Source organism: Jezberella montanilacus (assembly GCF_003003055.1).
In the GTDB taxonomy this organism is placed as follows: Bacteria; Pseudomonadota; Gammaproteobacteria; order Burkholderiales; family Burkholderiaceae_B; genus Zwartia; species Zwartia montanilacus.
In genome coordinates this window covers 62,101-82,932 of sequence record NZ_PVTV01000013.1, presented here as the reverse complement: position 1 = coordinate 82,932, position 20,832 = coordinate 62,101, and the positions used below count along the sequence as shown (strand labels likewise).

Sequence of the window (20,832 nt, the reverse complement as noted above, 5' to 3'; positions counted from 1 at the left end):
TCATGGCAACAGAAAAAATCACTGGTCGCGACTTATTTATCCGTCTACTGCTGGATGAAGGGGTCACTCACTTGTTCGGTAATCCCGGTACGACCGAGCTTGCCATCATGGAAGCCGTGCCGAAGTTTCCCGAACTGACCTATGTGCTTGGCCTGCAAGAGTCGATTGTTGTTGCAATGGCTGACGGCTTCGCCCGCGCATCGAATAAATTGGTTGCCTGTAATTTGCACTGCGCACCGGGCTTGGGTCATGCCATGGGGGCGATCTATAGCGCCAAGTTCTCTGGATCCCCATTGCTAATCACCGCCGGTCAGTACGAGGTGGGCTATGGCCTGCAAGAGCCTTTACTCTATGACCGATTAGTTGAAATCGCTGCACCGCTAGTCAAGTGGTCATACGAGGTGCAGCGCATTGAGGATCTGCCACGTATTGTTCGACGTGCAGCCAAAATTGCGATGACACCACCAATGGGACCGGTATTTTTGAGCTTGCCCGGCTCGGTGCTGGACGAAGAAGCTGAAATTGATTTTGGCTTCCCCACCCGGGTAGACACAGGCAATCGCCCCAACGATAGCAAACTTAAACAGCTCGCTGAGACTTTGCTCGCTGCCAAACGCCCCGTCATCATCGCTGGTAAAGAGATCGCCGATGGGGATGTGTTTGCCGAAGCATCCGAGTTGGCCGAATTGCTGGGCGCAGCGGTATACCTCGAGTCGGTGCCCTATAACGCGCGCTATCCCGCCAGCCACGTTTGCAACATGGGCGACTTGACTCGTAATCAGGTCAGAATCCGCCAGACGCTATCGCAATATGATCACCTCCTTTGTCTGGGGGCTGACTTACTGCGTATGTCCCCGCGCAACGATGTAGAGCCCCTGCCTGAGGGTATGCCAGTGATGCACATCAGTGAACGTGACTGGGAGCTTGGCAAAAACTATCCAACCCACCACGCCGTTCGGGCCGATGTCGCTGAAACGATTAAGGCTTTGTTGCCCGTTATCAAAAGCCTGCGAGCCGAAGGCTATGCTCAAGAGGCTTTGCAACGCGTGCAAGCGCTGTCAGAGATTAATTGGTCTGCTAAACGAGACGTAGCTAAAAAAGCGGTTTCAGCGGCCGCGCACACCACACCGATCGATCAGGGCTACTTGTCTGCTGAACTGATCGACGTCTTGCCTAAAAACGTCATCTTGGTTGATGAAACGCTGACTGCTTCTGCGGGGATTGCCATTATGTTCCCAGCCGACGACAGACGGTCGTTCTACAGCTTGGCCAGCGGTGGTTTAGGCTTTGGGATGCCGGGTGCTGTCGGGGTCAGTATGGCTCAGCCCGAGCGTCCGGTGGTTGCAACCATTGGTGACGGTAGTGCGATGTATGGCATCCAAGCGCTCTGGACCGCAGCGCATTTCAAGCTGCCCATCACTTACGTGATTATTAATAATCGCAGCTATCGCATCATTAAAGAACGCCTGCTCGCCATGCGAGGCACTGACCACTTCACGGCAATGGATATGACTGATCCCCCGATCGATTTTGTCGGCGTTGCCAAGGGACTGGGACTGACTGCTCAGCGAGTCACTGATCCCACGCAACTGTCGGCAGTGCTTAAACGTGCGGTTGAAAGTGGTCGTCCCAATCTGGTCGAGGTTATCGTGGCCAATGGCTTCGGCGGATAACGGGGGGGGCAACTGGCTGGTATTCAGCGCCCGCCCCTTTAGCGAAGCGATCTTACACAGACAGATATCTCTGTTTGATGTCAGCGCTGGTGTTCAGCTCTGCAATGGTGCCGCAAAAGACGTCTCTGCCCTTATCAATGACGACTGCGCGATCAGCGAGCCCGAGACAAAAGTGTAAATTTTGTTCAGCTAAAACGATGGTTTTGCCCAGCTGTTTAAGCGCATGGATCAAATCACCGATCTTCTGAACCATAATCGGTGCCAGTCCTTCGCTTGGCTCGTCAAGCAACAGCACATCCGGGTTACCCATCAGGGCACGTCCTACCGTGAGCATCTGTTGCTCGCCGCCTGAGAGTTGTCCACCCAGCCGATCTTTGAGGGGTTCGAGCAAGGGAAGCATGCTGTAGACGCGATCAATGCTCCAGTCGTCCTCCCCGTTGGCCCCGCGTTTGATGGCGATATCGAGATTATCTTCTACCGTCAGATCGGGGAATATCTGCCTGTCTTCAGGCACAAAACCAATCCCTGCACGTGCGATCAAATGCGCAGGGCGTTGCACGATCGACTGGTCGTGTAGGGTGATGTTGCCACTTTTGGCTTTCAAAACACCAGCGATGGTTTTCATGGTGGTGCTTTTTCCCGCACCATTTCGCCCAAGCAACGCCAGCGTCTCACCAGCCTGAACCTCAAACGACAGATCAAACAGCACCTGACTACTGCCATAGAAGACATTTATTTTGTCGATGTTGAGAATAGTTGCCGTCATGCGTGCGTCTCCTGAGGTGTGCCGAGGTAAGCCTCAATGACCGCTGGGTTATTGCGTATCTCTTCGGCACTACCTTGCGCCAGCACTTTGCCGTAGGACAACACATGTATGTGTTGCGATATTCTGAAAACGATCTCCATATCATGCTCGATCAGTACAACCGTCAAACCGCCTTTTTGCCAGAGGTCATAGACGGTCTCAATCATCTGCTCGCGTTCCTCAGGTCCCATCCCAGCTACGGGTTCGTCCAGGAGGAGCACTTTAGGATCCAGCACCAAGGCCAGCGCAATATCCAATAATTTTTGGTCCCCATGGGATAGATTGCCGCTGACTACATCTGCTTTCGATTGCAGGCCAAGCTGCTCCATCACTTGATGGGCGCGGTCTCTGGTGGCGCTCAACGGAAAACTGCCGTGTAATTGCAGCGATTTACCAAGCGGCGACATCAAGGCGCCTCGCAGTGATTGCTCAACCGTCAAAGTCTTAAACAGTTTGGCAACTTGAAACGCCCGACCGATACCTAAACGCACAATGTCACTACTGGATTGACCGACGATGTTCACACCATCCAGCAGAATGCGTCCTGAGCTTGGAGGCAGCGCACCCGAGATCAAATTGAAAAAAGTCGTCTTGCCAGCACCGTTTGGCCCGATAACTGCGCTTAAGGATCCCGTGGGGAATTCAATCGTCACGTCTGATGTGGCGACAACGCCACCGAAGGATTTGCAGAGATTCTCAACCCTTAGCATGTGATGTTGTCCGTTTATGTTTAAGTTTGGCAAAAGCTTGCAAGACAAAATCAGTGATGCCACGTTTAAAACCGAGTGCAAACACCAGCACGATGATGCCAAGCGCTAAGCCGTGAAACTCCGTGTTGCGCGAGATCACATCATTGAACATCAGTAATAGTGCGGCCCCGACGACAGGCCCGATAAACACATGCAAGCCACCCATCATGATCATGAAGACCGCTTCACCTGAGGTGGTCCAGTAACTGAACTCAGGATAGGCGCCAGAGACAAACAAAGCCATGATGATGCCCCCTATCCCCGCGAAACAAGCAGCCAGGATGAAGGCGTATAACTTGACTCGCCAGACATCTATGCCCAGAAATCTTGCCCGATCGGCGTTATCACGCACCATACGCAAGGTATAGCCATAAGGCGATTGAAGAATGTATCGCATGAGCAACAGACAGATCACAGCCACAGTCACTGCAAAAAAATACAACGTGGTGTTATTGGCGAGATTGATACCCCAAAACTCTCGACGAGGGATACCGCCCATCAAGCCCTGGTCACCACCTGTCAGTGAAGTCCACGTCAGGATCACGCTGTGCACCAGCATTTGAAAAGCCAACGTGATGAAAGAAAAATAGATTTCTTTTAAACGCACACAGATAGCCCCGATCACGAAACCCAGAGCCGCACAGAACACTATGCCACCCACTATCCCGACAGGGATTGAGGTGCCAGCCTTTTGCATTAACAGTGCAAAGGCGTAAGATCCACCGCCAAAAAACATGGCGTGACCAAAAGACACCATGCCACCGTAACCTACCAGGATGTTTAAGGATGAAGCGAAGATGCCGTAGGCGGCCAGTCGAACCACAAAGTCCTGAGCTGTCCGGGACGACGTGAGCGACGGTAGTGCGAACAAGAGCAGGATGATCGCGACAGCCCAAAGCCATTCTCGCTTGAAAAAAGCTGGCGATGTCATATCCGAGTCTCCTTGCCAAGCAGTCCGCTTGGTTTAAATACCAGAATCAACACCATCGCCAAAAACATGAGCCCTTCGACAAAGAGCGGAAACCCAATTGAGCCGAAAGACCGCACCAGCCCGATCAACAGCGCACCGACCAGCGCACCCATGACAGAGCCCATGCCACCAATGACGGTGACGATAAAAGATTCGATCAGAATCGAGAATCCCATGCCAGAAGACATGGATCGCACAGGCGCCGCCAACCCACCAGCCAGTCCAGCCAACAAACCACCAATCGCGAAGACGCCGGCGTAAATTAAGCTGGTGTTCAATCCAAGCACTGAGGTCATCGACGGATTGTGTGCGGCGGCACGGACAATCTTACCCATGCGGGTACGGGTCAGCACATACCAAAGCGCAACGGCAATGACCCCTGCGGCAGAAATCAAGAACAGGTAAAAAACGGGTACTACTCCACCTGCGATAAAGAGCGGTGCAAGCTGAAACTCGGTAGGCATGCCCATTGACTGAAACTCAGCACCCCAGATGATTTTGACGGCATCATCCATAATTAAGACGACGGCGTAGCAAACCAGTAATTGCATCAACACATCTGCGTTATATACGCGGCGCATGAGAAACCGCTCGAATAGCACGCCGAACAGTGCAACCCCTAAGCCAGCGATGATCACGGCTATAAAAAAATTATCGGTCAGTCTAAACGCGCTTAATGCCAGGTAGGCGCCCAGCATATAAAGCGAGCCATGGGCAAAATTGACTATCTTCAGCACCCCAAAAATCAAGGTCAAACCGCCAGCAACCAAAAATAGTAGCGCACCCACGATAAGGCCCGCGCTGGTTTGAGTGACGATGCACGACATCGCACTGAAGCATTCAAATAAAGCGTTTGGTTCCAAGCAAATCTCCGTGCCGGATCTTTTCGATCCGGCATTCTGTTCAAGCAGACATCAAGAAAAATCAAAAGCGATCAGAGATAGCCCTTGCGCTTTTTCCATTCGGCTTCGAGTTCGTAGACAACCTTCCAGTCACCAGCCTGCGGAGTTGGCATGTAGGGCTCTTTGTTGATCAGGGCACCCCAACCATCAGCGTATTCAACAATGGTTTGATCCTCAGCACGCATGGTGATTTTGCCGTTTGCACCGAAAGGGGAGTCGATCGTCATGCCCCGCAAGGCCTCGGATAGTTTTTTGCTGTCGATGCTGTTGGTCTTTTTCATGGCGGTGGTGATGAAGCTGACTGCAGCCGCGTTTTGCCAGGCCCAGTTGGTTGGGTACTCTTTGAATTTAGCAAAATACGCGTCGCCCCAGGCAGTATTGGCTGCCGTGTTAGGGAAACTCTTCAGGTAACGATTGCATGAATACAGATTGGGCGGGACTGCTTTAATTGCTGTCAGTACCGTGTAGTCAGCCATGCTTACTGCAAAGAAGGGCATATCTTTAAACAAAGCATAAATACTTGCCTGGTCGATGAAAGAGCTCAAGTCTCCACCCCACAAAGCCGAATAGACGGCTTGAGGTTTGCCTTGCTGCAGACGGGTGATCGACTCGGTGTAGTCGGGCTGAAAAATCTTGGGCCAGACTTCACCAATGACTTCAATGTCTTTATTGAAGTGTTTGAGGTATTCCATGAACTCAGCCGTGGTGTCGCGGCCATACGCGTAATCAGGCGAAATCGTCATCCAGCGCTTCAAGCCTTTCTCTTTAGCAACCGTAGCGGCATAAGAGCCACCAATGATGGCGTCATGAATCCCCTGGCGAGCGCATCTGAAGCTATAAGGTGAGCGCAATTTAGGGTCAGCACTCAGTGACGAGGTCTCTGAGCATGTATGGATACAGAACACACCTAGATCTCGAGCAACTTCTTGCACCGCAAATGAGCCTGTTGACGCTTCACCATCGATGAGCAGTTCGCAACCTTCGCTGTTAACGAGTTCACGCGCAATACGCGCTGACTCTTGTGGAGCACCTTTTGAGTCGCGCACAATCACCTCGATTTTGCGACCGCCAAAACCGCCAGCGGCATTGAACTTTTCAATTTCCATCATGACAGCGTTTCGTGACGAAATACCGAGTGTGGCAACGCGACCTGACAAGATAGTGGGCATACCGATTTTGATTGGCTTGTCGTCAGCAAACGAAATCGCTGGCAATCCGATGGCTGACAAACCTGCTGCCGCGCCTGCACTTTGGATGATTTTTCGACGAGTGGGTAGTGCAGGCGTACTTTTTCTATTGAGGGTCATGCGATGTCTCCTGTGTTGATAACTTTATAGTTATTTAGTTTTTTCTTGCAGAATCTTATCGTTGCACCCAACAATAAGTCAACGAGCCTGATTGTGCGTTATCCTGAGCAGCTTGTCATCATGTTTATCGCAACACCCAAACCATCTCGATTATGACCACTGCAACCTATTACCCCGTTCTTGAGTGCCAGGGCACGACTCGCGAAGCAGCCAGTGACTATCAGGGTCGCTGGTTTTTGACGGATCTTGAGGGTAACTCCCTGTCTGCCAAGGATTATCCTTCGTTGCAGCAGGTTGTTGCCGACGTTAAGTTTGGCTATCTTGCATTGACGGCGACCGGTATGTTGCGCCTCGATATCGTGCTCGATGTGATCGAGGACGACGAGAGCGTGCAAAGCACCGCTTATCTTGATGGCTCTGCCATCAAAGTCGTCGACGAAGGCGACTTGGCTGCGACCTGGTTTGAAAACGTCATCGGGGAACCCTGCCGTTTTGTCAAACGCCTGGATGTCGCTGTTTAAGTTTTGCCAGTCAGTTGCTTATAGCGGGCCATGAGCACATCTTGGCCTTCCTTCCAGTCAGGATGAATTTCGATGCAATCAACTGGACACACAACTTTGCATTGCGGTTCGTCAAAGTGCCCAACGCATTCCGTGCACTTGAGTGGATCGATCACATAGATTGATTCACCCATTGAAATTGCCTGATTGGGACAAGGCGGTTCGCAGACGTCGCAGTTGATGCATTCGTCGGTGATGCGTAAGGCCATGAGTGCCTCTGTTTAAGCTGTGACAGCGCTATTGCGGCCAGCTTTGCTCTTTGCGTTCTTTGGCTTTTTCTTGCAACCAACGCTCTACCGATGGAAACACGAACTTGCCAACGTCCCCACCCAGCATTGCTATCTCACGCACGATGGTGCCCGAGATAAATTGATACTGATCGGACGGAGTCATAAATAGGGTTTCGACTTCAGGCAACAAGTGACGATTCATGCCAGCCATTTGAAATTCGAACTCAAAATCTGACACAGCGCGCAAACCGCGAACAATGACTCGGCCGTCCTGCTCACGGACAAAATCTTTCAGTAATCCGGCAAAGCTGGCTACCCGAACATTGGGGTAGTGGCCGAGGACCTCTGACGCGATTTCGACGCGTTCATCAACCGAGAAGAAGGGTTTTTTGTTGCGACTGTGGGCAATCCCCACGACGACTTGGTCGAATAAACCAGCCGCTCGCCGAACAAGATCTTCGTGGCCGCGGGTGAGAGGGTCAAACGTACCAGGGTAAATAGCAGTGATCATTTTTGCAGTGCAACAAACTGGATGAGTGAGTAGTGTACGACTCCGGCGCGGTCTTGGCGCAATATCTTGAAGTTGTCAGGGATTTCCAAGGGTTTTCCCGATTCAACATAGACCAAAGCGTCTGTTGCAAGCAACTTTGGCAACTGGGGCCACAGTTTTTCTAGCCATTCTCCCGAAAAAGGGGGATCCAACAGCACCAGATCAAAGTCTGGATGAGTCGCTTTCTGGACATACGCAAGCGCATCGCCAGCATAGATGTCTACCTGAGTTGCATTTAATTTGGTTTTTAACGTGCGCAGTGCTGCCAGAGCCTGACGGTCTTGCTCGACGATTTGCACCTGCCTTACCCCTCGGGAGGCTGCCTCAAAGCCCAGTGCACCGCTGCCTGCAAATAAGTCCAGCACCTGCTTATCGTCAAACTCACCTCCCCAAAAATGGGTCAGCCAATTAAAGAGTGTCTCCCGTACACGATCAGGGGTGGGGCGCAATCCGGTTGCTTCGATCACTTCAATCTGTGCGCGTCGATATTGTCCCGCCACGATGCGAATATACTTCTTACCCATGTTTAGTTTCTTTAAGAAAAAATCTCAAACCAGCGTCGATCAACCAACTCAAGAACGGTTGGATGATAGCCCTTTGCCGCTCGAAGCTCCACCAGAGCCTGCCGCTTCTGTATCACCCTCGTCCTGGCTCGGTCGTTTACGCAAGGGCTTGTCCCGAACTGGTCAGACGATTGGCGGTCTATTTGTCGGGGTGCGTGTTGATGAGGCCCTGTTCGAAGAGCTTGAAAGCGCGCTGATAGTGGCCGACACTGGTGTGGCTGCAACGAGTATGTTGCTTGACGCCCTGCGCACCCGGGTCAAACAAGACAAAATAGAAGATGCCGAAGCAGTCAGGCAGGCATTGGTGCAAATTCTTGGTGATCACCTGCGCGTGCTTGAAAAACCCTTTGTAGTGGGTCAAGTCACGCCTTTGGTCGTGATGATCGCAGGGGTTAACGGCGCCGGTAAAACGACTTCAATTGGCAAATTGGCCTTCACCTTGCAAAAACAGGGTGCCAAAGTGCTATTGGCTGCGGGTGATACGTTTCGGGCGGCCGCCAGGCAACAGCTGGTTGAGTGGGGCGATCGAAATAACGTGACCGTCATCGCCCAAGACGGTGGTGACTCTGCTGCAGTAGCGTTTGATGCAGTCAATGCGGGTCGCGCACGGGGTATGGACGTCGTAATGGTGGATACCGCGGGACGTCTGCCTACTCAGTTGCATCTGATGGATGAACTAAAAAAAATCCGCAGAGTGATCGCCAAGGCGGATCCGCAAGCGCCACACGAAGTGTTGCTGGTAGTGGATGGCAATACTGGCCAAAACGTGCTGTCGCAGATCAAGGCTTTTGACGAAGCAATCGGGCTAACCGGACTGATTGTCACCAAACTGGATGGGACAGCTAAAGGCGGCACATTGGCAGCAGTGGCCGCAGCGAGCCGGGGCGTCCGCCCTATCCCTGTTTACTGGATAGGGGTGGGCGAAGGCATTGAAGACTTGCAGCCTTTTGTTGCTGATGAATTTGCCCGGGCGCTGGTTGCGGACTGAGTCGCTAGCGCCAGAATCGCTCAGCTCCGGACAAGTCTTTAAACGCCTTCATTGCATCCTGAGTCAACACCTCAAGTCGGGACGCAATCCAGCCCACAGCAAACCAGGCATGCGGCTGAGTGGTTTTCAAGCCCTCAAAACGCTCGCTTGCTACCGATAGATCATTCATTTCGCCCAACACATCTTGAACCACGGCCAGACTCTTGCGGTATTGTTTCAGGCGGTTTTCGGGTAAGAGAGGCTCGCAGAACTGCAAGCAGTAACGAAGTCGCTTGGCTCGTTTGCGTAATTCGTGACGCGCTTCGATGTCAAGCTTGTCAAAATGCAAACCCTCGCTGATTACTCTTTTGTGCCATTTTTTTAGTTTGGTCGATAGCGTCTGCGTCAGCGTCAACTCGACGATTGCCTTGGGTGTCAGCGGGATAATCTGAGCCTGCAGGTTGCCGGTCGCCCTGTCATCGAAAGGGGTGTTCTGCGAGCTCGCAGACCCAACAGCAGGATCCGCAGCGCCAGGAGCAGACTCGTTTAATGGCGCGGCTTCAAGTGCGATGCTGACTGGTGGCGATGGTGGCGACAAGTCCACCCCGATTGACCAAGCCAGCATATCAAGCAGCCAACTTTGAAATTCTCGGCCTGCGCACAGTTCGCCCGCGTTATCGGCCGTCATTTCGCTCTCGAGTTTAATGGGCGGTTGACCACTGGCTTCAAGCACGGGTAGCCAAGTCTCGCGCAGAACATCGTCGTCGCGAGTGCCCCCCAATTGCGAGAAATGCGTTTTGATTTCTTCGCGTAAAGCCATTGGTGGCAGGGCAGTCAACCCGTTAAACATTGACCAGGCAGAGCGAAGCCTTCTGATCCCCACGCGCAATTGATGGACGTGATCTGGCGTGCCGGCGCGACAAATGTTAGCCGTATCGACTTCAGCCAGTATCGCTGCGTTGCGCGCAATTTGATCCAGGCACTCTGCTGTGACTCGCGAAAGGGCCGCCGCAATATCCATTTCGGGCTTAAGCAGCACGGGACCGATGCCGCGCTGCGCCCAGAACCAGGCGATGTCTTTGCTTGAATCGATCGAGTCAGAAGCCACAGTGCCACTGTTTGCCACACTCAGTTTGGTCGCTAGCGTCATGAGTCGATCACCGCGTTCTGCCTTGCTGCGGGCATCATAGATGAGACCGAATGACCGCTGCCACTTTTTACCCAAGTGAAAAATTGCGGATAAGTCGCCGGACACTAACTCGAACTCAACCTCTGATATTGGCAGACTTAACTGACCCGCGTTGAGATAACCCAAGTCATACGCGACCTCAACCGTGCCCTGTTTTGTGCGGATTTTTCGTAAGGCGCGTTTGACAACGGTCTCGTAGCAAACCTGTAAAGGCTCCGTCAGGCTGGCTAAGGCAGGCTCGGCAGGCGTCCCCACGTAAACGCTCAAATCCAGAATGGGGCCAGGCCTGTCGTGATTAAGTTCAAGGCGCGATAGTACGTGTTCGCCAAGCATCTTAAGCGTTTGTACCCACTGCCGTCCCTCTTGTCTGAGTCGCAAGCTAATTTTTTTGCTGACCAAAGAGCGGTTTATCGTGTCGAAATACATCGCGCGAAGCGCGATCTGAGTAACCGTGCCGCGAGCGAGCTCTTTTGCAACGGCGCGTCGACAATGTTTGGGCACGGCGAGTTTTAGCTCTTGTTCTGCCATCATCCCTCCTGACTATTTAACTAACCAGAGCTCAGTGTAGTGGCTTTCCTAAGGAAATTTGATGACATGTCATAAATCGTTAACAATTCACGAGTGACAGCCTGATTGCAAGGCGAGAGGCTCAGTCTGTGAGCGCAGTAGCTTCGAACCTATAATAGGTTTTTAAGAACCGAAAACAACATTCCCATGCCTGTTGATAACGCTGGTCAAGCAATTTCTGCTATATCCCCTGTCGCCGAGATCGTCGAAGAACTCAAGGCCGGTCGAATGGTTGTGCTGGTCGACGAAGAGGATCGCGAAAATGAGGGCGATTTGGTCATGGCGGCTGAGTTCGTCACACCGGAAGCAATCAATTTTATGGTTACCCACGGTCGTGGCTTGGTTTGCCTGACCTTGACCGAAGACCGTTGCCGTCAACTGAATTTGCCTTTGATGGCAGAGCGAAATGGCACCCAATTCGGCACTAACTTTACCGTCACGATCGAAGCTGCAGAAGGGGTCGAAACGGGCATTTCAGTCGCTGACCGGGCGCGCACCATTCAAGTAGCTGTGGCTAAAAATGCCAAGCCGAGCGATTTAGTGCAACCTGGCCATATCTTCCCGTTACGTGCGGTACCTGGCGGGGTGCTGGTTAGGGCAGGGCATACTGAGGCGGGTTGCGATCTCACCGCTATGGCGGGCCTTACCCCAGCAGCAGTGATTTGCGAGATTCTCAAAGCCGACGGCACCATGGCCCGTCTGCCGGATCTTGTCGAATACGCCAAAACTCACCAACTCAAGATCGGTACCATTGCCGATCTGATCCATTACCGTAGTCAGCACGAATCGATCCTGACCCGCTTGGGTCAGCGCTCTATCCAAACCGCTTGGGGCGAATTCGAGATGATCGCCTATCAGGATACCGTCACGGGGCATCCCCACTTGGCGTTAATCTCTGGCCAAATAGACCCTCAACACGAGACCTTGGTTAGGGTTCACGAGCCCACCACTGTTCTTGATTTGTTTGATCTTGAAGGCCCTGGTCACACCTGGGGAGTAGGACGTGCGCTCACGACGATCAAAGCTGCACCCTCAGGCGTCATGGTTTTTCTGAACTGCAATAGCCCTGCTGATCGCCTGCTAGATCAGATCAGCGCCTGGGATGCGAGTAATATGCCCCAAGGACGCAAGCAACCGGGACGCATGGATTTGCGCACATACGGCATTGGCGCACAGATACTTAGGGATCTCAATGTTGGGCAGATGCGCTTGCTAGCCCGTCCACGCAAGATCCCCAGCATTTTGCCAGGCTTTGGCCTGACGATTAACGGTTACGCTTCACCCGATCAGTATTAACCAATACACATTCATCCAACATCCCAAAGGACAAGCCTCATGAGCCCATTTACGCTTCCTATCGACATGAACGGCGAAGGTCTGCACATCGGCATCGTTCGTGCCCGTTTTAACGAAGACATCGGCATGATGGAGCTAGACGCTTGCCTCCAAGAACTCGCAGACCTCGGTGTTGACGAGCGCGACATTATGGTCATTAGCGTGCCCGGCGCGCTTGAGCTCGGCGTTACCTTGGCAAGAATGGCCGAAACACTCGAGTTCGACGCATTGATTGCCCTTGGCGCCGTGATCCGTGGTGAGACCTATCATTTTGAAATCGTCAGTAACGAAAGCGCCGCTGCAATTAGCCGTATTGCGCTTGAGACCAGCATCCCGATTGCGAACGGTGTATTGACCACTGACACAGACGAGCAGGCTGAAGAGCGTGCATCTGACAAAGGTCGCGATTGTGCCCGCTGCGCGGTTGAGATGGCGAATTTAATATCTGCACTTGAGCCTGAGGCAGACGAAGACGAAGAAGACGAAGAATGAGTGAAGAGCAATCAGCCAGCACGCCGCCCCGCAGCGCCCGCCGGCGCTCGCGTGAGCTTGCCCTGCAGGGTGTTTACGCTTGGTTACTAAGTAAGACAGATAGCCTCAGCAACGCAGGTGAAATCGAAGCCCACATGCGCGACGAAGAAGAGTTCGATCAGGCGGATGCCAAATGGTTTCGAACGCTGTTGATGGGTGTCATGAAAGACGCGACAGCCCTGCGCGAGCAATTTGTCCCGTTTATTGACAGACCGCTTGATGAACTCTCGCCCATTGAGCACGGCATTTTGCTGATTGGCAGCTTTGAGCTCGTTCATCAGATTGATGTGCCCTATAAGGTTGCGATCAATGAGGCCGTCGAACTGGCAAAATCCTTCGGTGGCACCGACGGCTTCAAATTTGTCAACGGTGTGCTTGATAAGTTGGCGGCACAGGTTCGCGCAGTTGAGGTGGCGGCCTACGCGGCGCGCCGATAGCTGCAGAGCGGCTTCGAGATGGCCTCAGAATTCGATCTCATTGAGCGGTATTTCAAGCGTCCAGTCGACCCCTCGTTATTAGGGGGTGGGGATGACTGTGCCCTGCTATCCGTCTCACCCGGTAAACGCTTGGCCGTCAGCAAAGATTTGCTTCTCGAGGGCAGACATTTCTTCTCTGATGTTGATCCTTATCTGTTGGGTCACAAGGCGCTTGCAGTCAACCTGTCCGATCTGGCGGCGATGGGTGCCAGGCCAGTCGCATGCATGCTTGGCTTGGGTCTGCCAACCTGGTCGGATGTTTGGATCCGAGCCTTTGCAGATGGATTTTATAGTCTGGTGGATCGTTATCAGTGCCCCTTAATCGGCGGCGACACGACTCGTAGCCAACGAGATATTGTGCTCAGTGTGACGGTATTTGGCGAAGTCGACGATGCGCTTGCCCTGAAACGAAACGCTGCAACGGTTGACGACGATATATGGATATCAGGTGAATTGGGCGCAGCAGATCTAGCTTGTCGTATGCTCAGTGGTGAGTTGGCGCTACAAGCTGATTGGTTGGCAGCCACTCGAGGCGCCCTTGAGCAACCCATCCCTCGACTGGATCTCGGCCTCGCACTGCTAGGCCATGCGCACAGTGCTATCGACGTGTCAGATGGATTGCTGCAAGATCTGGGGCATATTTTGACCCAAAGTCAGGTTGGCGCAGTGATTGAAGAGACCTTGCTGCCAATGCATGCTGTGATCCAAAAGCTACCGATAGAAACTCGCCGTCAAACGACTTTGGGGGGCGGGGATTTATATGAGCTGTGCTTCACTGCTGCGGTATCGAAGCGTATGGCTATTGAGCACATTGGGCGCACGCTTAATGTTCGTCTAACTCGCATCGGTCAGATCGTTGAGCGTTCTGGTCTAACTGTGCTGGATGCCGCACGGAACGAAATCAAGGCATTGCCCGACAGTTACGATCATTTTAAAGAGCCTGCATGAATCCTGACTCGAACGAGCATTCGCCTCTCAAGGTGTCAGCACGACATCGTACTGTCTGGCCTAGCTTGAAATGGGTGCTTAGTTCACCTAATCGATTGTTGGCATTTGGTTTTGGCTCTGGTTTGCTTCGCCCTGGCGCGGGCACTTGGGGTAGCTTGGTTGCTTGGTTGCTTTGGATCGTGACTGCCAGCTACCAGACTGATTTACGCATCGCGATTGTTCTGGTGGTTGGTTTTGCTTACGGTAGTTGGGCTTGTGGCCGAGTGTGCAGATCCTTAGGTGTACATGACCATGTGGGCATAGTCTGGGATGAAATCGTCGCTTTCTGGTTGGTGTTGTGGCTGACGCCTTCACACTGGTTCTGGCAGTTAATTGCGCTCGGCTTGTTTCGTTTCTTTGATATTGTGAAGCCTGGCGGTATTAAAAAAATTGATGCCAAGATCAAAGGCGGCCTGGGAGTCATGCTTGACGATATCGCGGCCGCAGCTTATACCTTGGTGGTGATAGCTATCTTGGTAGCGCTTGGAGAACGAATGTGAATGAAATGATCGAGCAGTCAGTGATTCGCTTAAGCCAAGCGTTAATTGCCCGAAAAAGCTTGCTCGCCACAGCAGAATCCTGCACAGGCGGCCTGGTAGCTGGCTCTGCCACAGCCATTGCGGGATCAAGTAGCTGGTTTGATCAAGGATGGATCACTTATAGTAATGCGGCCAAACAAGCACAGCTGGGTGTAACGACCGAAACCTTAAAAGCCTATGGTGCGGTGAGCGAGCAAACTGCCGGCGAGATGGCAACAGGTGTTCTCACTAAAGCACCAAAAGCCAGTTTGGCCATTGCGATTACAGGGATAGCTGGGCCCGGCGGCGGCTCACCCGGTAAGCCAGTGGGGTTTGTCTGCTTCGGTTTTGGCTTACGAAAGACTGACGGCGCACTGAGCATCAGAACTGTTTCAAAGGTCTTTGACGGTGATCGGTCCGCCGTTCGTGAAGCCTCAGTAAAGTTTGCACTTGACACCGCATACGACTGTTTTAGTGAAGCAACCCAACAGCATCCCGGTTAAGAATGCCCCTTGGATCATCGATGTGCGTTGATTGAATCACGTGTTTCAAGCGCGGCCTGGCCCGCGGCTTCTGTCCAGTCACCAGGCCCTTGTGCATAGAGAATGGCGCGTGACGAATTAATCATCATCCCTTGTTTTTTCGAGTTACAGCCTGCGGCGCAAGTCGCTGCGACATCACCACCCTGCGCACCAATGCCCGGCACCAAGAGCGGCACGTCGTCACCAATCGCTTTGCGCACGGCAGCCAATTCATTTGGGTAAGTTGCACCCACGACTAAGCCGCATTGGCCGTTACGGTTCCATTTGTTTGCCACCAAGTCAGCCACCCGCATATAAAGCGGAATCCCGTCCGTTTCAAGAAACTGAAGATCCGAACCCCCAGCGTTAGAGGTTCTGCACAGCACGATTACCCCTTTGCCTTCCCAGTCTAAATAAGGTTCGACCGAGTCTGATCCCAAGTAGGGGCTGACCGTCACTGCGTCGGCACCGTAGCGACCAAACACCTCTTTTGCATATTGCACAGCCGTTGCACCAATATCGCCTCGCTTGGCATCCAGTACAACTGGCAATTCTGGGTGATTTTCACGGATATAAGCGCAGATATCTTCGAGCTGACCTTCGGCTCTTGCGGCGGCAAAGTAGGCGATCTGGGGCTTGAACCCGCAGACGTAAGGCGCCGTCGCATCAACGATTCGCCGGCAGAATTCGAAGATGGCGTCAGGTCTGTCCTTCAGCTCGACAGGTAGTCGCGTCGTATCAGGATCCAAACCCACCATTAACAGAGAGTTCGATTCGCACCACGCACGATTGAGTTTTTGAATGAATGACATGAGTATTTAGTTTGACACCAGATAGAACTTGGATTCTGAGCATTAACAGGGTTAAATGACCACAACGCACCTGCAAGCTACCATATGATCGGTATTGTAAACGTCGACGTGGCAAGCTTGTATTGAATGAGCACTGACGGACAAAACAATAATTTCTTAGGATGACAAAAGATGAACGAAGTGGTTAAGTATGAGCAGGATGAATTAGGTGTTGTGACCTTGACTTTGAATCATCCTGAAACCCGCAATGCACTCACTGGTACTGGCATCACAGAAGGTATTTTGGCGGCCTGCGACCGTATAGAGCATGATCCAACTGTGCGCGCCGTCATTATTACTGCAACAGGTACTGTGTTTTCGTCGGGCGGTAAGATCGATGAAATGAAGCGTCAAATCGGTGATGGTTTCAGTAGCGCCGTCTTGCGTCAGGAGTACCGACACGGAATCCAGCGTTTGCCACTGGCTGTTCATCAAATCGAGGTGCCAGTGATCGCGGCTGTCAACGGCCCGGCCGTTGGCGCGGGTTGTGATTTGGCTTGCATGTGCGATGTGCGGGTTGCTTCAGATAAAGCCACTTTTGCTGAAAGTTTTGTCAAAGTGGGGATTGTGCCAGGTGATGGCGGGGCGTGGTTTTTGCCTAGAGTCATTGGTATGGCACGTGCAGCAGAGATGTCATTTACCGGTGAACCCATTGATGCCCAAACTGCGCTTGATTGGGGCATGGTGTCTCGGGTCGTTGCACCTGAAGATTTGCTTGTGACTGCGCAGACCTTGGCCAGAAAGATGGCGGTGAACTCACCTCACGCTGTACGCATGACTAAGCGCTTGTTGCGCGAAGGTCAAACCAGCTCGCTGGCTAATTTGCTTGAGTTGTCTGCCGCCTATCAAGCCATTGTCCACAAAACTGAAGAGCACGCCGCGATTGTAAATGACTTCATGGCAAAGAAAGCGGCACGGCAAGCTGACAGGAAATAATCCATGCAGACCACCGCCTTGGAAGAAAAGCCGATATCGATTAGTAATCGAGGCATGATTCTGACCGGCGGTGTCGTGTTTGCTGTGTTTATCGTGCTGCTGGCGTTTACGCTCGCTTATTTTGAACACACTCAAGCAGAGAACGAGTGGAAGAAAAACATCAAGAATTTATCTCTGTCGATCTCTGCGCACGCGAACCAGTCATTCTTTTCGTCAACTGTGCTGCTGCAATCGATAACAGACGAAATTAATGGCAATCGTTTCGCCGACGAGGCTGGTTTTAAAGCGTCTATGGCTGAGCGTAGTTTTCACGAAAATCTACAAAAAAAAATCAACAGTAACCCGCTGATTGATGTTGCAATCGTGACAGACAAAAATGGTGAGGTCATTAATTTTTCGAGATTCTATCCACCGATCAAGATAAATCTTGACGGTAAACTTCAATACGATTGGTGGAAGTCGCACAACGATGACTCTGTGTTTTACGGTGAACCAGTGTTTAATAACTTTGGCAAATGGTCTTTCTACATGAGCCAGCGTATCAACGACACATCCGGTCGATTTTTAGGTGTGGTGTTGATCGGTATGTCGATTGATAATTTCTCAAAATTTTACAAAACAATCTTTTCAAATATTGGCAGGTCTGCCTCAATTATTTTGTACAGACGCAACGGGTTAATTGTCGCAGCCTGGCCAGAAAGTGAAGCACTCACTGGCAGATTCAAAGCCAGCGAAACGGACAATGACGCCAGTATTCGAGGTTTCAGCGACTCCTCGGTATTTATTACCTCTCCTGATGACTCAATACGTTCTAGCGCTACCAAGAGAAGGATGATTGCCCTATCTAAAGTCAGCGATTACCCCTTTTATATTGAAGTGTCGTTTGGCAGTGATATCTATTTGGATGCTTACTACCGATTACTTACGCCCATTTTTGCGATTGCGTTCTTTGCGAACTGCCTGTTGTTTTTTACAATTAAGGTCTTTCTGAAAAAAGACGCTCAAATCACGAATAACTATTACCACCGGGCTTTAATTCAATATGAATTGCTACAGACAAAAGAGCAAATCGAAAAACAAAATAAAGATCTTGAGATAAAGGTAGCCAAAAGGACAAGTGAGATTGCCGTCAAGCACGAGCAGTTGCTCTGGAGCCACCAACAACTCGAGCTAGCCAATCGATCGAAGTCTGAGTTTCTGGCCAACATGTCGCATGAATTGCGCACACCACTCAATGCCATCATCGGGTTTTCAGAGCTCTTGCAACAAAAAGTATTTGGTAGTCTCAATGAGAAACAGGCTGAATACATTGGTGATATCCATCTGTCTGGCAAACATTTGCTCACTTTGATTAACGATATCCTCGATTTAGCGAAAATTGAATCGGGCCAACTCGAGTTGGTCGTGACTGATTTCGAGTTGGATGATTTCATCGCGAACACCATGGTGATGGTGCAAGATAGAGCTGAGAAAGAGCAGGTTGAACTAACGGTCAATATCCAAACCGAGATCTTGTGTCACGCAGATAAAACAAAGTTACGACAGGTCTTAATCAATCTTTTGGCGAATGCAATCAAATACACCCCAGCAGGCGGACGAGTGACCGTTGAGGTCACCGCGACGGATTTATGGATGGAGTTCGCGGTGATTGATACCGGTATCGGGATGAGTGAAGCCGAGCTGGAAGAAGTATTCGAGCAGTTCAAGCAAATCGACAATTTCCACAACCGAATTAATCAAGGCACAGGTCTGGGCCTATCGATTTCGAGACGCCTGGTTGAACTGCACGGCGGCCAGCTTAAAGTGGAATCCGAGGTAGGTTACGGATCGCGGTTTTACTTCTCAATCCCTGTTTTTGAACCTCAGATATAGGGCTCTGCTAAGCAGCTAGGTGCTTGCGAATGGTCTCAAGAAACACAGGGATTTCGATTGGCTTTTGCAAAAAATCGTTAAATCCTGCTGCAAAGATCAACTGTTTATCGTGATTCATGACTGATGCCGTGACGGCAATGACCGGTATGCTGTTGAGGTTCGTGTTTGCCTTAATCCGCCTAAGCGCTTCGATACCGCTAATACTTGGCATTCGGATATCCATCAGAATCAGGTCGGGAGTTTGTGTAGCGAGCAAACTCATGCCCTCTTCACCTGACCGAGCAACCAAGGTCTGATATCCATTGATCGTCAAAATATCAACCATCAGCTTGAGGTTGAGCTCGTTATCTTCAATAACTAGTATCGTGTTCATCGTGATGCCCCTAACTTAAATTCTGTTGAGGGAGGTTTGTAAATATCATCACCCGCTCGGCGCAAAGCATAGCGTATCGTTTGCTTAGCTAAATAGCAAGGGTAACAGACCCAAGAGTGCAAGTGCGATTAAAAATATGAGGCTCTGGCTAGCCGTTTTACGCGACGCAAGTGTGTAGGCATAGACCCCTTTGACTAAATTGTTACTGGCGGTGGCGATCAAAATGGCATTGGCTGTGACCACTGTCGGGGCGAGATTTGAGGCAGTTTGAGTCAGGCTCATGATGAAAGGATCCACATCGGTTACCCCCATGACCGCAGCAAGCGCATACATCCCGGCTGCTCCCAGATAGCGCACTGCGAAGTAGGTGGCGACGATCATGACAATAAAAAGACCGGCAAAAATAAAAGCTGTTTGTGTTTCAAGCGGATTCTTGACAGAGCTGGTCTCGGGGGTTTCGATGTTTTGGCTTGAATCGGTGCGTGCCCAGATAAAGCCACCTGCAATCGCAATACCAGCCAAGGCGACAAATGGGCCAGCCAGACGCATCATCAAATCGTGATTGAAGATGGCGAGTAAAATCGCCACTCGCCCATACATCATCCCTGAGGCCATCAGCACACCCCCAGAGAAAACTCTGTCTTGCATGGTGGTGCGGGATCGTCTGGCAAGCACGACGGTGGTAATGGTGGATGAGTAGGCGCCACCCAGAAGCGCGGTCAGCAAGATGCCCCCATGGCCTTTGGCGACTCGCTGCAGCACGTAACTCGCGTAAGACACGCCACTGACCGCCACAACAACTAGCCAGGTCGCAAACGGATTGATCTGAAAATCGGTATAGGCATGATTGGGTAGGACCGGAAGAATGACGGCGGATAGGAGCAGGAACTTTGTGAAAGCCAGAATATCGGCGGCTTCTATTTTCTTTGCCAGGCCTTCGAGAAACTCTTTGAGTTCGAGTAGCAGCACGCTGGCTACTGTGATGGCAGTGGCGATCCAGAGTTGATCGTGATATACAAGCGGCCCAATCAAATAGGTAGCCAAGCCAATCAGCTCAGACGTTGCACCCGTGTACTCAGAGGCCGACACCTTGCGCCAGTAAGCCATGAGTAGAAACGCAGCGACAATCCCAAAGCCGATGAATACGAGCGCCAAGTTCTGTCCCGCCAGTACCGATGCAGCAAAGCCAACCAAGCCGATGATGGGATAAGTTCTCACGCCGCCAAATGAAAAAGGCTGGGCACTACCTTTGTGACCTTCTCGTTGCAGACCAATCAAAAACGTCAGAAACAAGACTGCAAAGATCTGAATACCATCCATTGGCATCCAAGCCAGGAACTTCAAGTCGGATAAGTGCATGGTTGTATCCTTCGGGTGGTCTTAACCTGATGCTACTGCAT

Annotated in this window: 23 protein-coding genes; 11 read left to right on the top strand and 12 right to left on the bottom strand. The window is 51.6% G+C overall.

The features are described 5' to 3' along the window. The first annotated feature begins 2 nt into the window (after positions 1-2). The gene (locus tag BCM14_RS08085; RefSeq protein ID WP_106227513.1) at positions 3-1,673 is read left to right on the top strand and encodes a thiamine pyrophosphate-binding protein; all 1,671 of its coding nucleotides are present in this window, start codon (positions 3-5) and stop codon (positions 1,671-1,673) included. 52 nt (positions 1,674-1,725) lie between these two features. Here BCM14_RS08085 and BCM14_RS08080 read toward each other — a convergent pair whose 3' ends face one another. The 5 genes from BCM14_RS08080 to BCM14_RS08060 all read right to left on the bottom strand — a co-directional run bounded on the left by BCM14_RS08080 (position 1,726) and on the right by BCM14_RS08060 (position 6,406). After that, positions 1,726-2,439 (bottom strand): ABC transporter ATP-binding protein, encoded by a 714-nt coding sequence (locus tag BCM14_RS08080; RefSeq protein ID WP_106227512.1) that lies wholly within the window; start codon positions 2,437-2,439, stop codon positions 1,726-1,728. After that, positions 2,436-3,188 carry an ABC transporter ATP-binding protein gene (locus BCM14_RS08075; protein ID WP_106227511.1) on the bottom strand — a complete coding sequence of 251 codons (753 nt, stop codon included), beginning with the start codon at positions 3,186-3,188 and terminating at the stop codon, positions 2,436-2,438. The genes BCM14_RS08080 and BCM14_RS08075 overlap by 4 nt, the downstream gene beginning before the upstream one ends. Beyond that, on the bottom strand, positions 3,175-4,158 hold the full coding sequence (locus tag BCM14_RS08070; RefSeq protein ID WP_106227510.1) for a branched-chain amino acid ABC transporter permease: 984 nt from the start codon (positions 4,156-4,158) through the stop codon (positions 3,175-3,177). The genes BCM14_RS08075 and BCM14_RS08070 overlap by 14 nt, the downstream gene beginning before the upstream one ends. Further along, positions 4,155-5,060, bottom strand: coding sequence for a branched-chain amino acid ABC transporter permease (locus BCM14_RS08065; protein ID WP_106227509.1), 906 nt, complete (start codon positions 5,058-5,060; stop codon positions 4,155-4,157). Before BCM14_RS08065 ends, BCM14_RS08070 begins: the two co-directional genes overlap by 4 nt. A 71-nt stretch (positions 5,061-5,131) precedes the next feature. Further along, entirely contained in the window at positions 5,132-6,406 is a 1,275-nt protein-coding gene (locus BCM14_RS08060) for an ABC transporter substrate-binding protein (RefSeq protein WP_106227508.1), read from the bottom strand. A 152-nt stretch (positions 6,407-6,558) separates the two neighbouring features. On the opposite strand from BCM14_RS08060, the gene BCM14_RS08055 reads away from it, so the two are divergent. Then, positions 6,559-6,927: an MOSC N-terminal beta barrel domain-containing protein gene (locus BCM14_RS08055; protein ID WP_106227507.1), complete on the top strand. Its 369-nt coding sequence runs from the start codon at positions 6,559-6,561 to the stop codon at positions 6,925-6,927. Here BCM14_RS08055 and BCM14_RS08050 read toward each other — a convergent pair. Genes BCM14_RS08050 through rsmD form a run of 3 tightly spaced genes read right to left on the bottom strand, consistent with a single transcriptional unit; the run spans position 6,924 to position 8,270 of the window. Continuing rightward, positions 6,924-7,175 (bottom strand): YfhL family 4Fe-4S dicluster ferredoxin, encoded by a 252-nt coding sequence (locus BCM14_RS08050; protein ID WP_106227506.1) that lies wholly within the window; start codon positions 7,173-7,175, stop codon positions 6,924-6,926. The two genes, BCM14_RS08055 and BCM14_RS08050, sit on opposite strands and share 4 nt — an antisense overlap. A 28-nt stretch (positions 7,176-7,203) precedes the next feature. Further along, positions 7,204-7,707 carry a pantetheine-phosphate adenylyltransferase gene (coaD, locus tag BCM14_RS08045; protein WP_106227505.1) on the bottom strand — a complete coding sequence of 168 codons (504 nt, stop codon included), beginning with the start codon at positions 7,705-7,707 and terminating at the stop codon, positions 7,204-7,206. Then, entirely contained in the window at positions 7,704-8,270 is a 567-nt protein-coding gene (gene rsmD, locus BCM14_RS08040) for a 16S rRNA (guanine(966)-N(2))-methyltransferase RsmD (RefSeq protein ID WP_106227504.1), read from the bottom strand. The genes coaD and rsmD overlap by 4 nt, the downstream gene beginning before the upstream one ends. Between rsmD and ftsY the strand changes: the two genes are divergently transcribed. Continuing rightward, positions 8,269-9,297, top strand: a complete 1,029-nt coding sequence (gene ftsY / locus BCM14_RS08035; protein ID WP_106227503.1) for a signal recognition particle-docking protein FtsY — start codon at positions 8,269-8,271, stop codon at positions 9,295-9,297. The two genes, rsmD and ftsY, sit on opposite strands and share 2 nt — an antisense overlap. Positions 9,298-9,301: 4 nt before the next feature. Here the strand turns inward: ftsY and BCM14_RS08030 are convergent, their stop codons facing one another. After that, the gene (locus BCM14_RS08030) at positions 9,302-10,996 is read right to left on the bottom strand and encodes a CYTH and CHAD domain-containing protein (protein ID WP_259673503.1); all 1,695 of its coding nucleotides are present in this window, start codon (positions 10,994-10,996) and stop codon (positions 9,302-9,304) included. Between the two features lie 183 nt (positions 10,997-11,179). On the opposite strand from BCM14_RS08030, the gene ribBA reads away from it, so the two are divergent. The 6 genes from ribBA to BCM14_RS08000 are packed head-to-tail and all read left to right on the top strand — an operon-like array spanning position 11,180 to position 15,382. Next, the gene (gene ribBA / locus BCM14_RS08025; RefSeq protein WP_106227502.1) at positions 11,180-12,328 is read left to right on the top strand and encodes a bifunctional 3,4-dihydroxy-2-butanone-4-phosphate synthase/GTP cyclohydrolase II; all 1,149 of its coding nucleotides are present in this window, start codon (positions 11,180-11,182) and stop codon (positions 12,326-12,328) included. 39 nt (positions 12,329-12,367) lie between these two features. Beyond that, the gene (ribH, locus tag BCM14_RS08020; RefSeq protein ID WP_106227501.1) at positions 12,368-12,859 is read left to right on the top strand and encodes a 6,7-dimethyl-8-ribityllumazine synthase; all 492 of its coding nucleotides are present in this window, start codon (positions 12,368-12,370) and stop codon (positions 12,857-12,859) included. After that, a complete protein-coding gene (gene nusB / locus BCM14_RS08015) occupies positions 12,856-13,335 on the top strand; it encodes a transcription antitermination factor NusB (RefSeq protein ID WP_106227500.1) in 480 nt (159 codons plus the stop codon). The genes ribH and nusB overlap by 4 nt, the downstream gene beginning before the upstream one ends. Positions 13,336-13,353: 18 nt before the next feature. Next, positions 13,354-14,322, top strand: a complete 969-nt coding sequence (gene thiL / locus BCM14_RS08010) for a thiamine-phosphate kinase (RefSeq protein ID WP_106227499.1) — start codon at positions 13,354-13,356, stop codon at positions 14,320-14,322. Then, positions 14,319-14,861 (top strand): phosphatidylglycerophosphatase A family protein, encoded by a 543-nt coding sequence (locus tag BCM14_RS08005; protein WP_106227498.1) that lies wholly within the window; start codon positions 14,319-14,321, stop codon positions 14,859-14,861. Before thiL ends, BCM14_RS08005 begins: the two co-directional genes overlap by 4 nt. A 5-nt stretch (positions 14,862-14,866) precedes the next feature. Then, a complete protein-coding gene (locus BCM14_RS08000) occupies positions 14,867-15,382 on the top strand; it encodes a CinA family protein (RefSeq protein ID WP_106227736.1) in 516 nt (171 codons plus the stop codon). A gap of 14 nt (positions 15,383-15,396) precedes the next feature. Here BCM14_RS08000 and pyrF read toward each other — a convergent pair whose 3' ends face one another. Continuing rightward, entirely contained in the window at positions 15,397-16,212 is an 816-nt protein-coding gene (gene pyrF / locus BCM14_RS07995) for an orotidine-5'-phosphate decarboxylase (RefSeq protein ID WP_106227497.1), read from the bottom strand. A gap of 171 nt (positions 16,213-16,383) precedes the next feature. Between pyrF and BCM14_RS07990 the strand changes: the two genes are divergently transcribed. Beyond that, the gene (locus BCM14_RS07990; RefSeq protein WP_106227496.1) at positions 16,384-17,187 is read left to right on the top strand and encodes a crotonase/enoyl-CoA hydratase family protein; all 804 of its coding nucleotides are present in this window, start codon (positions 16,384-16,386) and stop codon (positions 17,185-17,187) included. 3 nt (positions 17,188-17,190) lie between these two features. Then, complete coding sequence (locus BCM14_RS07985) at positions 17,191-19,059, top strand: sensor histidine kinase (protein WP_106227495.1); 1,869 nt, start codon at positions 17,191-17,193, stop codon at positions 19,057-19,059. Positions 19,060-19,066: 7 nt separating this feature from the next. On the opposite strand, the gene BCM14_RS07980 is transcribed toward BCM14_RS07985, so the two are convergent. After that, positions 19,067-19,432 (bottom strand): response regulator, encoded by a 366-nt coding sequence (locus BCM14_RS07980; protein ID WP_106227494.1) that lies wholly within the window; start codon positions 19,430-19,432, stop codon positions 19,067-19,069. 84 nt (positions 19,433-19,516) lie between these two features. Beyond that, a complete protein-coding gene (locus tag BCM14_RS07975) occupies positions 19,517-20,791 on the bottom strand; it encodes an MgtC/SapB family protein (RefSeq protein ID WP_106227493.1) in 1,275 nt (424 codons plus the stop codon). Between the last annotated feature and the right edge of the window lie 41 nt (positions 20,792-20,832).